Raw genomic sequence first — 11,447 nt, 5'->3', positions numbered from 1 at the left:
CGCGCGAGGCCGTGAAGAACGCGGACGTGATCAATACGGACACGTGGGTGAGCATGGGGCAGGAGGGCGCAGGCGAGGGGGCGAAGGTCTCGCTCTTCAGGCCGTACCAGGTCAACCGTGAGCTGCTCTCGTTTGCGAAGAAGGACGCGATCGTGCTGCATTGCCTGCCCGCGCACCGCGGCGACGAGATCACCGACGAGGTGATGGACGGGCCGCAGTCGAGGGTCTTCGATCAGGCCGAGAACAGGCTGCACGTGCAGAAGGCGATACTCGAAAAACTCATGGGCTGAAGGCTCAAAGGGCGGTGTCATAATGGCGAATGTAATCGTGGTCGGGACTCAGTGGGGAGACGAGGGCAAGGGCAAGATCATCGATCTGCTCACGCCGCAGGCCGACGTCGTCGTCCGTTATCAGGGGGGCGCGAACGCGGGCCACACCATGGTCATCGGGGGCCAGAAGACCATACTCCACCTGGTGCCGTCCGGCATACTCCACGAGAGTTGCCTCTGCATCATCGGCAACGGCGTCGTGCTCGACCCGAAGGTCCTCATCGACGAGATGGAAGGTTTGACCGTGCAGGGCTATCTCAAGGACGCGACGAGGCTCGCCGTGAGCCAGAACGCGCACCTCGTGCTCCCGTATCATCGCATCATCGACCAGCTGCGCGAGGAGGCGATGGGCTCCTCTCGCATCGGGACCACCGGCAGGGGGATCGGCCCTGCCTACGAGGACAAGGTCGCGCGCCTTGGAATCAGGGCGGGCGACCTCCTTGATTCGGGCGTGCTCAAGGCCAGGCTTGACGCGGTGCTGCCGCTCAAAAATCGGCAGATAGAGATGCTCGGCGGGAAGCGGATCTCGTGCGACGAACTCTTTCGTGAGGCGGAGCAGTGGTCGCAGAGGCTCTCTCGCCACGTCTGCGACACCGAACAGCTCCTGCATCGAAAGATCAGGGATGGGGCGAAGATCCTCTTCGAGGGCGCGCAGGGCACGGCGCTGGACATCGACCACGGCACCTATCCGTACGTCACCTCTTCGAACACCGTCGCAGGCGCTGCGTGCTGCGGTTCGGGAGTCGGGCCCACGATCATCGACGATGTGCTGGGGATCACAAAGGCCTACACCACGCGCGTTGGCAACGGTCCCTTCCCGACCGAGCTTGCGAACTCGATAGGCGAGCGTCTCCAGGAAAAGGGCAGGGAGTTCGGCTCCACCACAGGCCGCAAACGCCGATGCGGCTGGTTCGACGCCGTGGTCGTGCGGCACGCTGCGCGCGTGAACGGGCTCACCATGCTCGCCATGACCAAGCTCGACGTGCTCTCAGGCCTGGAAAAGGTCTCGATATGCACCGGGTACGATTGCGCGGGCAAGATCATCGACGACTTCCCTGCGGAGCTCGGACAGTTCGAGAGGATCACGCCTGTCTACGAGGAAATGCCGGGCTGGGAAGAGGATCTCTCCTCCGCGCGCAGCGAGAGGGATCTTCCGCGTGCGGCGCGGGATTACATGGCAAAGATCAGCGAGCTGATCGGCGTCCCCATCTCCATCGTCTCCGTGGGGTCGGAGCGCAGCGCCCACATAATGATCAAGAATCCCTTCTGAGATGGATTTCATAGACCATGCCGCAACCGTGCTCCGCATGTTCGAGATCGAGCCGAGGCCGCTCGATCGGCTGCTCGACTCGCACTTAAGAGACCATCCCGAGATAAACAGCAGGCAGCGAAGGCTGATCTCCCGCGCTGTCTACGGCGTTTCGCGTTGGCGCCGCAGGATCGACGGCTGCCTTAAGCTTGCGGGAGTATCTGCGCCCGACAACAGGTTGCGCGCCCAGGCCTTTCTTCGATGGCGCCCGTGCAAAGACTTCGACGCCTTGAGCGGCGGACTTTCGCCCGCACCCGAGCTTGACGGTTTGAACGTGGATGCGGTCGACCTCAAGGGCTTCCCCGGCGGGGATGCCGCCTATTTCTCCTATCCTGATTTTCTCTTCGATATGATCAAGAGGGAATACGGCGCCGAAGGTGCGCGCGAGATCGCGCTTGTGCTCAACGAGCCGATCGGCCCCACCCTCAGGGTGAACCTCCTGCGCGCTACCCGCGATGAAGTGATCGGGATGCTCAAGGAGGAGGGCGTCGAAGCGACTCCCGCGAAGAGATCGCCGTTCGGCATAAGGCTATCCATCAGGTCGAACTTCCGCGACTTGAAATCCTTCAGGGAGGGATTCTTCGAGGTGCAGGACGAGGCGAGCCAGCTCGCCTCCATCCTCGCCGATCCCAGTCCAGGCCAGGTCGTGCTCGATGCCTGCTCAGGCGCCGGCGGAAAAGCGCTCGCGTTGGCGATGCTCATGCGCGACCAGGGGGAGATCACGGCCTGCGACATCGACGGCCGGAAGCTCAAGGAGCTCGCGAGGCGCGCGGAACGGGCAAAGGTGAAATCCATCAGGACGATGGATGCGGCTTCTTTGTCGAAGTTGCGCGCGAGCTTCGATCTCGTCTTCATCGACGCGCCGTGCTCGGGCGTAGGGACGCAGCGGCGCTCGCCCGACATACGCTGGCGCCTGGACAAGGGCGCGATAGACGAGAGGGTGAGACAGCAGAAAAAAATCCTCCGGGAGAACGCCTTGCGCGTGAAGCCGGGCGGTTCTCTGCTCTACGCAACGTGCAGCATCCTCAGAGAGGAGAACGAGGATGTGGTCGCGGACTTCCTGAAGGATGGGGGTTTTGAAGTCTCAAACGCAGGGGCGATCTTCGAGAAACAAGGCATAGCCTGTGGAGGCATCGTCACGCGCGAAGGTTATCTCAAGACCGATCCCAGGCTGGGCGATTGGGATGGATTCTTCGCGGCGCTCATGCGCAGGGGATAAAAAAAGCCAGGATTGGAAGGGAATCGCCGATTGCTCGTTTCAAGCCTTGAAAAGGCTATTTTGAAAAATTGGCTGATTCCCGCACTCCATCCTGGCCGATTTAATTATAGCAAATCGGTGCGATCTATTACAGCGTGTTATGCGGCGCATAAAATGGTCATTTATCATCATTAAAATCAGCGTATTAGAAAAGTTTATATTTTCAGTTGTCGTATATAGCAGCTTCTGGTATTAGGCGCCTCCATATATCAATTATACAATCTCTATAACATAGTTTCACGGATAGAGGTTGAAGGAGGAGACAGATGCGCCAGAAGGACGTGCTCACCACATTCGAAGCGGCGAAGCTTTGCAGGGTGAGCTACAACACGATCAAAAACTGGATAAAGAGGGGTCTGCTGAACGCCTACCGCACCGCGGGCGGTCATCTCAGGATCAACGGCGAAGACCTGCGCGCCTTCTGCCGCGAGCACGGCATCCCGATGGACGATCGCGCGGCTCCGGCGCTCCGCAAGGTGCTCGTCGTCGACGACGAGGAGTCGATCAGGGTCGCAATCCAGGAGTCGCTGCGCGAATACCCGGAGAAGCTCGAGATCTACACCGCCTCCGACGGTTTCGAGGCCGGTTCTTTCATGGAATCGGTCCGCCCCGACATCGTCATACTGGATCTCGTCATGCCGGGCATGGACGGCTTCAAGGTCTGCCAGAGCATTCGGCGCTCGCCTGCGCTGTCGCACGTGAAGATCATGGTCCTCACCGGTTTCGGCTCCGATCGCAACGTGGATCGCGCGACGGAGCTTGGCGCCGACATATGCCTGTCGAAACCCATAGATCGCGCCGTGCTCTTCGAGAACGTCGCCAAACTGCTTACGCCGCGCAAGGGGGTGCGGGTATCCAAGGCGAAAAAGAAGCGCGGGAAAAAGGCATAGCCCCCCGAGGTTTGAAGGATGTGCCCCATCAGGAAGCGAACCGGGCTCACTCACGAGCAGGTCTATAACGCCTTTGTCGAGGCGGTCGATGACCTCGTCTATATAGTCGATCGCGACGGCCGATACGCCATGCTCAACAAACGTGCGCTCGCCGACTGCAGCCTCGATTCAAATAAGGTGATCGGCAAGACCCCTGTCGAGGCCTTCGGCGACAAGGTGGGCGGCCTATTGATGCGCAACAACCGCCAGGTGCTGGAGAGCGGAAAGCCCCTCTATCTGCAGGAATGGATCACGCTGAAGGGCGTGAGCCGATGCTACTCCTCCTCGCTGAACCCGATCTTCGATAAGGACGGAGAGACGGCGGCGGTCATCGGTATCAGCCGCGACATCACCGACCTCAAACGCATGGTGGAGCAGCTTGAGATCGGCTCCGATAATATGCACTCCCTCTTCCAACAGCGGGTGCACTACGAACACCTGGTGAAGGAGATAGTGCGCGAGTCGATCACGCGCCATGGCATCGACGAATTCCTCGCCTCCGTCATCGCCATGTTGGGCGAGGGGCTGGACGTCAGCCGCTCGTATTTTTTCAGCTATGATCACGTGCGCCATACCGTGACCAACACGCATGAATGGGTGGCGAAGGGAATAGAGCCCAACAAGGATACGATGCAGAGTCTTCCGACGAACCTTCAGCCGTGGTGGAGCAATGAGATGCTGGCCGGCCGCATCATCTGCCTCGAGGACACGTCCAGTGCGCCGTCGCCCGAGCTCGTGGAGCTGCTCGGAGGCCAAGGCGTCAAGTCCATCCTCTCCATACCGATCTTCGTCTTCGGAAGGCCGCATGGATTCGTAGGGTTTGACCAGTGCGATCGAAACCGTCATTGGGACGACATCGACGTGGAACTTTTGAATAGCGTCTGCCGCATCGTGGCGCAGAAGATAGAGCGCCAGAGGCTCGAGGAGGAGATGCTCTCCTCCGAGAGGCTCGCCGCCATGGGCAGGCTCACCCAGATCTTCGCTCACGAGATCAACAACCCGCTCCAGGGGATCCGTCTGCACCTCGAGAGCATCGAGCAGCACCTGGGCGAGGGGAGCCGCAAGGCGTTCGGCTTCGTGATGGACGGCTTTCAGCGCATATCCGACATCATAGCCAGGCTCTCCGACGCCTCCCGCTCAAAGGCGGCGAGGTCGGCAGTCGACATGAACGGCATTCTGAAAAACGCGTGCGGCCTGCTATCGAGGCAGGTCGACATGAAGGGCATCAGCGTTCGCTGGTTCCTCAACGAGAAGCTGCCGTGCGTGCACGGCGACGAGAGGCGGCTGCACCAGGCGGTCCTCAACGTGCTGCTCAATGCGTTCGACAGCATGGGCAAGGGCGGCGAGCTATCGATATCCACGTCGTCCGACGGCAAATCCGTGGAGGTGGAGGTACGCGATACCGGCTGCGGCATTGATGAGGCGGACATGCCGTATCTCTTCGAGCCGTTTTTCACCACAAAGGGAAAGTCAGGCACCGGGCTCGGCCTCTTTGTCTCGCACTCCATCATCGTCGATCACAGCGGCAGCATAGAGATCACGAGCAGGAAGGATGAGGGGACCCAGGTGCAGATCAGGCTGCCCGTCAGCCGGGACCGGGATCCCGCTGATAAGGCGATCGCGGACAAGGGTCGTTAGGCCATGCTCACCAACGGACGTGTCATAGGCAGGCGCGAGGCGTTTTTCCTGACCGCATCGATCGTGGTCGGCCTCTGCTGGTCCGTCTGGATCACGAAATGCGTCAGCACACCGCCTGCGGTCCACTTGGTATTCGCCCGACCCGGGCTCACCGCCTACATGCGCGCTGATCCCAACGGTCATGTGGAGTACGAGTGGCGGCCGCTCTCGAAGATCTCCACGTATCTCAGACAGGCGGTGGTCGTGGCTGAGGACGACCAGTTCTTTGCGCACCAGGGTTATGACTGGAAGGCGATCAAGCTCGCGGCCAGGGTGAACATGAAGCGCGGCCGCTTCTCGCACGGCGGCTCCACGATAACCATGCAGCTCGCGCGAAACCTCTATCTCTCTCCGGAGAAGTCTCTGTCGAGGAAACTCAAGGAGTTCCTCATAGCGCTCAAACTCGAACGGACCCTCTCAAAGGAGAGGATACTGGAGCTCTATCTGAATGTGGTCGAATGGGGAAACGGGATCTACGGCGCCGAGGCGGCTGCCAGGCATTACTTCGGAAAGTTTGCCAAGGATTTGAGCAAGGATGAGGCGGCTTATCTCGCATCCATACTCCCCAGGCCTCGCTTCTACGACAGGAGGAGGGGCAGTCAATTCTCGCAGAAGCGGGCCGCGGTCATAAAAAACAGGCTCTGAGCAAAAAAAGCCCGGCTTGCGCCGGGCCTTTTGCGTTTCTTGTGCTTGAGATCTAGATGTCGCGATCCTTGATGGTCTGGCGGCCGTTGTCCTTGGCCCTGGCCACTGCCTTGTCGAGCAGCTCGCGGACTGCATCGGAAATGGCGTTGACCGCCGTTTCAGAGGTCTGCATGCCCTTTGCCTTCACGTACTCTTTCACCTTTGAGACCACCACCAGAGTTTCATTCGCCATAAAAACCCCCTCCTTTTGTTTATTTCGTTGATCTTGAGGGGCTACAATCTTGGAAATCGATTGTTTAGTCAAATAAAAAAGATATGGGGCCTTATTTGACATAGCGTCCGCCATTTGTTACTCAGCGCGGCCCCGAAAGAGCATCATATCCTTTACTGAGTTCGCATTTCGGGGTAAGGAAATCAGCAATTTAGGCAATGGCGGGCCGCTAGCTCAGCAGGCAGAGCAACGCCCTTTTAAGGCGTGGGTCCCCGGTTCGAATCCGGGGCGGCTCACAATCAGACCCCATCGTCTAGCGGTTAGGACACCGCCCTTTCACGGCGGCAGCACGGGTTCGAGTCCCGTTGGGGTCGCAAGGTTTTCTCTCTCCGGAGGCACGATGTCGGTCAAGTCGGACAGATGGATATGGAGGATGGCGAAAGAGCGCGGGATGATCGAACCCTTCGAGGAGAAACAGGTGCGCGAGGGGATATCCTTCGGCCTCGCTTCCTATGGCTATGATTTTCGCATAGCCGACGAGTTCAAGATCTTCGAGCCTCCTTCCTCCGGCGTGGTGGACCCCAAGGACTTCGCGCATCTGCACTTCCGCGACTTCAAGGGCGCGGTCTGCGAGATACCGCCCGCGAGCTACGTGCTGGCGCGCACGGTCGAGTACTTCAGGATACCGCGCGACGTGATCACCGTCACCTACGGCAAGTCGACGTACGCGCGCTGCGGGGTCCACATACACGTGACCCCGTTCGAGCCGGAGTGGGAGGGCTTCGCCACGATCGCGATCTCCAACGCGACTCCGCTGCCCGCGCGCATCTACGCGAACGAGGGGATAGGTCAGGTGATATTCCTAGGCGCGGACGAGGTGTGCGAGGTCTCTTACGCGGACAAGAAGGGCAAATACCAGGCGCAGAAAGAGATCACGCTCGCAAAGGGAAAGGGCTGAGTCGGAATGCACGAGCTGAGGACATACTTTGATCTGAGAGAGGCCAACGGGCTCATCCCGCAGCTCGAACGCCTCTTCGCAGAGCTCGGCCGCATACAGATGCAGGTCAACACCCTCTGCAGGGCCGCGGAGGCGAGCGGTGTCCGCATAGATATCGAGGACGCGATGGAGGGCCGCTTCGATCATATCTGCTCGGCCCTGCCGTCAATCGGCGCAAGGCTCAAGGATCTCTCGCTGGAGTACATGGACATCCTCGACGAGATCGCGGACATCGGCGTCGTGCTCTGCGACGTGGACATGGGGCTCGTCGGTTTCCACTCGTGGTTCTCCGGCCAGGAGATACTGCTCTCCTGGCAGTATGGCGAGCCTGTGGTGGGGCACTGGCACGGCGTCACCGAGAATCACGGAGAGCGCCGCTCGATTGAGCTTTTGATAATGGAGAAGCCGGGCGGAGTGAGCTTACATTGAAGTCCCCTTCCAAAACACCGCATGTAAACCTCGGCGAGCCCAGGCTCATGTTGCGCGCCGACGGGAGTGTACGCTGCACTGCGTGCAAGCTCTGCTCAGTCGTTTGCCCTGTGCGCTGCATAAAGGTAGAGGAGGGGAAGAAGGGCCCGCGGTCGTTCGAGATCGACATGCAGGCCTGCATTTTCTGCGGCGCCTGTGTGGAGGCGTGTCCGTGCGACGCCTTGCGCATGGACACCGGACGCATGCCCGCCCCCTCATCTGAGCGCAGCTCCTTAATATATGATATGGAAAGGCTTGCCGCCAATCATCCGGACGGACTCTGCCCCCTCTCAAGATCACTGTAAAAGCGATTGACTTCATGGCCTTGCAGCCTGAATATCCGGCGCCATGAAAGACTACTATCAGGTCCTGGGCGTGCCCCGCGGCGCCTCTGCAGAGGAGATCAAGAAGTCCTACCGAAGGCTCGCAAAGCAGTATCATCCGGACGTCAACAAGGGCGAAAAAGCGGCTGAGGAGAAGTTCAAGGACATCTCCGAGGCCTACAACGTGCTCTCCGATCCTGAGCAGCGCAAGAAATACGACATGTTCAGCCAGGGTGGCTTTGGCGGTGCGGGTCCCGGCGGCTTCAACTGGCAGCAGGCAGGTGGCGGTCCACAGGGTTTTGACTTCAGACAGGCCGACATGGGCGACCTGGGGGATCTCTTCAGCGAGCTCTTCAACATGGGCGGAGTTCGGCGCAAGGCGCCCAGGCCGGAGTGGGGAAGGGCTGCGGGTCCCGAGGCGCCGGTCAACGGACAGGACACCTACGCGGACGTGGACGTGGATTTCGAGGAGTCGATCGCCGGCACGGAGCGGAAGATCTCCATCCGCAGGGGGGACAAGGTCGAGAAGATCACGGTCAAGGTCCCGGCCGGCGTGGACAACGGCTCAAAGGTCCGCATCGCGGGAAAGGGGCAGCCTGGGTTCGGCGGCGGCCGCTCCGGCGATCTCTTTCTGCGCATCCACGTCAATCCGCACCCTGATTTCTGGCGCGAGGACGCGGACATCTACACAGAGGTCCCCATCACCATATACGATGCAGTGCTCGGCGCGCAGGTGGAGGTCCCGACGCTGGACGGGCACGCGAACATGAAGGTGCCTTCGGGCACCGAGGGGGGCCAGAAATTCAGGCTCAAGGGGAAGGGCGCGCCGAAGCTGGGCGAGAAGGGCAAGGGGGACGAGTACGTCATCGTGAAGATCGTGCCGCCCAAGGGCATGAGCTCCGAGGAGCGCAAGACCTTTGAGGAGCTCGCGAAGAAATATCCGTATGATCCCAAGGAATGATATAACCGGAGACATGCTCATGAGCACATCAGTCATAATATCCGCAGCGCGCACGCCGATAGCATCGTTCCAGGGCGGGCTGTCGAAGGTGAAGGCCTCTGACCTGGGGGCGATCGCGATCCGCGAGGCGATCGTTCGCGCCGGCATCGCAGCCGGCGACGTGGAAGAGGTCATCATGGGCTGTGTGCTGCCCGCGGGCCAGGGGCAGAACCCGGCGAGGCAGGCCTCGCTCGCCGCAGGCATCCCGAACTCCGTGGAGGCCATCACCATAAACCGCGTTTGCGGCTCAGGTCTGCGCGCGGTCATGCTCGCGGACCAGCTCATACGCTCCGGCGACAACGATATCATCGTGGCGGGCGGCATGGAGTCCATGACCCGCGCCCCGTATCTCCTCCCTGAGGCGCGCAGCGGCATGCGGCTGGGCGACTCGAAGGCAGTGGACGGCATGGTCTTCGACGGGCTCTGGGACATCCATTCCAACCAGCACATGGGCAGCTGCGCTGAGCTTTGCGCAGAGAAATACGGCTTCACCAGGGAGGCGCAGGACGAGTTCGCGATCGCAAGCTACAAAAAGGCCCAAGAGGCGATCAAATCGGGCGCCTTCAGGGATGAGATAGTAGCGGTGCCGGTGCCTGAGAAAAAGGGCGGGACCGTATCCTTTGACACTGACGAGGAGCCTGGCAGGGCAGACTTCGAGAAGATGAAGAGGCTGAAACCCTGTTTCAAGGACCAGGGCACCATCACCGCAGCCAATTCGAGCTCCATATCCGACGGTGCGGCAGCCCTCGTGCTCATGTCAGAGGATCGGGCAAAGAAGGCGGGGCTTGGGCCCATGGCCAGGGTTTTGGCGCACGCGAGTTTTGCCCATGACCCGGTCTGGTTCACCACAGCCCCTGTCGGCGCTATTAAAGCAGTACTTGCAAAAGCAAAACTAACCATTGAAAATATAGATATATTTGAAATTAACGAAGCCTTCTCAGCGGTGACCATGGCAGCGATTAAGGAGTTCTCGATCGATCCAAAGAAGGTCAATATCCATGGCGGTGCCGCTGCCCTGGGCCATCCCATCGGCGCCTCAGGCGCCCGCATCCTCACAACCCTAATATATGCCATGAAACACAAAGGGCTCAAAAGGGGGCTGGCGACCCTTTGCAATGGCGGCGGCGGCGCCACTGCCGTGATCGTCGAACTCCCCTGAGATTAGATCCGTTTTTAATATCAATAGTGAAAAAAGAGCGCCTTCCAGACTCAGCGGTGACTCGAGTCACTCATCAAAATCCATTTTTTTCTGATTTTTGTGATCAATTCTCGTGCAGGCGGCCGTCCTGGCGTATCTTCGTAAATTATTGGAAATAAATAGTAAATTATCGCTGAAAATACCTACCCCGATCCCTCGCTGAGATTCGCGCATAAAAACAACGCAACTTTCGCAGGCTGAGCCCGATAATCTCTGTGGAGGAGACGGAGACGAGCATTCATGCGTCTGCCGGGGGAGACAATAGGTTTCATAATAGGTTTTTAAGGAGGAACATATGGGATTTGATATCAGCAAGTGCGGCGGCAAGACCGATTGCGAAAGCATCGTGAAGAAGCTCTCGGATTCATGCGATGCCAACTCCTTCATGGACGATGCTGCGGCCGCCATGTGCAAGGATGATTATATAGGGAAATTCCATCCCTATTCTGTTGCTGATCCGGTTTACTCAAAGGCGCCGATATCGGCTGAAGAGCATAAAAAGCTCACAGAATGGCAGAATGCCGAACCAGCAGCCCCGGCTGCGGAAGGTCCGGCTGCGCGTCAGGCCTGGGGAGACTTTGCCGGGGCCGAGGAGCCTGTGGAAGAGCCTGCGGCAGCTGCTGCGGCCGTAGCCCCGGCGGCGGTTCCAGCGGCGGGCGCCAAGCCTTATAATCCCGAATCAGACCAGGATGAGTATCTCACCCTCAGCGCGGGCGTCGTACTCACCGCCGCCAAGAAACTCTCCGGCGGCACGATCTACAAAGAAGATTCGCAGTATGACGGCGATGACGACTATAAACAGAGGACCACGAACTTCGGTTGGTGGGGTATGTATGCGGGTCTGGACTTCTGGTTCAGCCATTTCATCCACGCGAAGAATGTCGCGGAGAGGATCGCAAACGGCGAGACAGTGACTCACGACGAGTTCCTCACTCCATGGCGGTTCGGCGTGGGGCTCGAGTGGAAGGGCCTGTTCTTCGACGGAGTTGAACGAGAGGATACGGCAAGCGGCCAGTCAAAGACCGAGGGCAAGGGCAAGGGCATGGGCAACATGCTCATGCTCAACGTGAAGGGCGAATACAAGGTCAACCCGTATATCTCTA

General features: G+C 59.5%; 13 protein-coding genes and 2 tRNA genes. 14 read left to right on the top strand and 1 reads right to left on the bottom strand.

Annotated elements, in window-relative coordinates; genetic code table 11:
• From WC683_17095 to mtgA, 6 genes are all read left to right on the top strand, one after another.
• The coding region (locus tag WC683_17095; GenBank protein MFA4974324.1) for an ornithine carbamoyltransferase at positions 1–290 on the top strand (290 nt) is incomplete at its 5' end.
• Positions 291–312: 22 nt separating this feature from the next.
• A complete protein-coding gene (locus tag WC683_17090) occupies positions 313–1,599 on the top strand; it encodes an adenylosuccinate synthase (protein MFA4974323.1) in 1,287 nt (428 codons plus the stop codon).
• Between the two features lies 1 nt (position 1,600).
• The gene (locus tag WC683_17085; GenBank protein ID MFA4974322.1) at positions 1,601–2,857 is read left to right on the top strand and encodes an RsmB/NOP family class I SAM-dependent RNA methyltransferase; all 1,257 of its coding nucleotides are present in this window, start codon (positions 1,601–1,603) and stop codon (positions 2,855–2,857) included.
• Between the two features lie 305 nt (positions 2,858–3,162).
• Complete coding sequence (locus tag WC683_17080; protein ID MFA4974321.1) at positions 3,163–3,786, top strand: response regulator; 624 nt, start codon at positions 3,163–3,165, stop codon at positions 3,784–3,786.
• An 18-nt stretch (positions 3,787–3,804) separates the two neighbouring features.
• Positions 3,805–5,463 (top strand): ATP-binding protein, encoded by a 1,659-nt coding sequence (locus tag WC683_17075; GenBank protein ID MFA4974320.1) that lies wholly within the window; start codon positions 3,805–3,807, stop codon positions 5,461–5,463.
• 3 nt (positions 5,464–5,466) lie between these two features.
• Positions 5,467–6,147, top strand: coding sequence for a monofunctional biosynthetic peptidoglycan transglycosylase (gene mtgA / locus WC683_17070; GenBank protein ID MFA4974319.1), 681 nt, complete (start codon positions 5,467–5,469; stop codon positions 6,145–6,147).
• A gap of 52 nt (positions 6,148–6,199) precedes the next feature.
• Here the strand turns inward: mtgA and WC683_17065 are convergent, their stop codons facing one another.
• Entirely contained in the window at positions 6,200–6,379 is a 180-nt protein-coding gene (locus WC683_17065) for a hypothetical protein (GenBank protein MFA4974318.1), read from the bottom strand.
• A gap of 202 nt (positions 6,380–6,581) precedes the next feature.
• On the opposite strand from WC683_17065, the gene WC683_17060 reads away from it, so the two are divergent.
• The 8 genes from WC683_17060 to WC683_17025 all read left to right on the top strand — a co-directional run.
• Positions 6,582–6,654: transfer RNA gene (locus WC683_17060), tRNA-Lys, on the top strand.
• A gap of 6 nt (positions 6,655–6,660) precedes the next feature.
• Positions 6,661–6,732 (top strand) — tRNA-Glu (locus WC683_17055).
• Between the two features lie 26 nt (positions 6,733–6,758).
• The gene (gene dcd, locus WC683_17050; GenBank protein MFA4974317.1) at positions 6,759–7,316 is read left to right on the top strand and encodes a dCTP deaminase; all 558 of its coding nucleotides are present in this window, start codon (positions 6,759–6,761) and stop codon (positions 7,314–7,316) included.
• A 6-nt stretch (positions 7,317–7,322) separates the two neighbouring features.
• The gene (locus WC683_17045; GenBank protein MFA4974316.1) at positions 7,323–7,784 is read left to right on the top strand and encodes a DUF2203 domain-containing protein; all 462 of its coding nucleotides are present in this window, start codon (positions 7,323–7,325) and stop codon (positions 7,782–7,784) included.
• Positions 7,785–7,831: 47 nt separating this feature from the next.
• Entirely contained in the window at positions 7,832–8,128 is a 297-nt protein-coding gene (locus WC683_17040; GenBank protein MFA4974315.1) for a 4Fe-4S binding protein, read from the top strand.
• Positions 8,129–8,171: 43 nt separating this feature from the next.
• Positions 8,172–9,107 carry a DnaJ C-terminal domain-containing protein gene (locus WC683_17035; GenBank protein MFA4974314.1) on the top strand — a complete coding sequence of 312 codons (936 nt, stop codon included), beginning with the start codon at positions 8,172–8,174 and terminating at the stop codon, positions 9,105–9,107.
• Between the two features lie 13 nt (positions 9,108–9,120).
• Positions 9,121–10,305, top strand: coding sequence for a thiolase family protein (locus WC683_17030; GenBank protein ID MFA4974313.1), 1,185 nt, complete (start codon positions 9,121–9,123; stop codon positions 10,303–10,305).
• A gap of 334 nt (positions 10,306–10,639) precedes the next feature.
• Positions 10,640–11,447: hypothetical protein (locus WC683_17025; GenBank protein ID MFA4974312.1), on the top strand; the 808-nt coding region annotated here is incomplete at its 3' end.

This window comes from bacterium, from assembly GCA_041648665.1.
Taxonomy (GTDB): domain Bacteria; phylum UBA10199; class UBA10199; order 2-02-FULL-44-16; family JAAZCA01; genus JAFGMW01.
Note: the sequence above shows the minus strand (reverse complement) of the source record. Positions and strands in the feature narration are given on the sequence as shown.

What these genes read in the sequence shown, in the direction of transcription:
- WC683_17090 (MFA4974323.1), top strand. Translation starts at nt 313, where the DNA reads ATGGCGAATGTAATCGTGGTCGGGACTCAGTGGGGAGACGAGGGCAAG.
- WC683_17085 (MFA4974322.1), top strand. Translation starts at nt 1,601, where the DNA reads ATGGATTTCATAGACCATGCCGCAACCGTGCTCCGCATGTTCGAGATC.
- WC683_17080 (MFA4974321.1), top strand. Translation starts at nt 3,163, where the DNA reads ATGCGCCAGAAGGACGTGCTCACCACATTCGAAGCGGCGAAGCTTTGC.
- WC683_17075 (MFA4974320.1), top strand. Translation starts at nt 3,805, where the DNA reads ATGTGCCCCATCAGGAAGCGAACCGGGCTCACTCACGAGCAGGTCTAT.
- mtgA (MFA4974319.1), top strand. Translation starts at nt 5,467, where the DNA reads ATGCTCACCAACGGACGTGTCATAGGCAGGCGCGAGGCGTTTTTCCTG.
- WC683_17065 (MFA4974318.1), bottom strand. Translation starts at nt 6,379, where the DNA reads ATGGCGAATGAAACTCTGGTGGTGGTCTCAAAGGTGAAAGAGTACGTG.
- dcd (MFA4974317.1), top strand. Translation starts at nt 6,759, where the DNA reads ATGTCGGTCAAGTCGGACAGATGGATATGGAGGATGGCGAAAGAGCGC.
- WC683_17045 (MFA4974316.1), top strand. Translation starts at nt 7,323, where the DNA reads ATGCACGAGCTGAGGACATACTTTGATCTGAGAGAGGCCAACGGGCTC.
- WC683_17040 (MFA4974315.1), top strand. Translation starts at nt 7,832, where the DNA reads ATGTTGCGCGCCGACGGGAGTGTACGCTGCACTGCGTGCAAGCTCTGC.
- WC683_17035 (MFA4974314.1), top strand. Translation starts at nt 8,172, where the DNA reads ATGAAAGACTACTATCAGGTCCTGGGCGTGCCCCGCGGCGCCTCTGCA.
- WC683_17030 (MFA4974313.1), top strand. Translation starts at nt 9,121, where the DNA reads ATGCTCATGAGCACATCAGTCATAATATCCGCAGCGCGCACGCCGATA.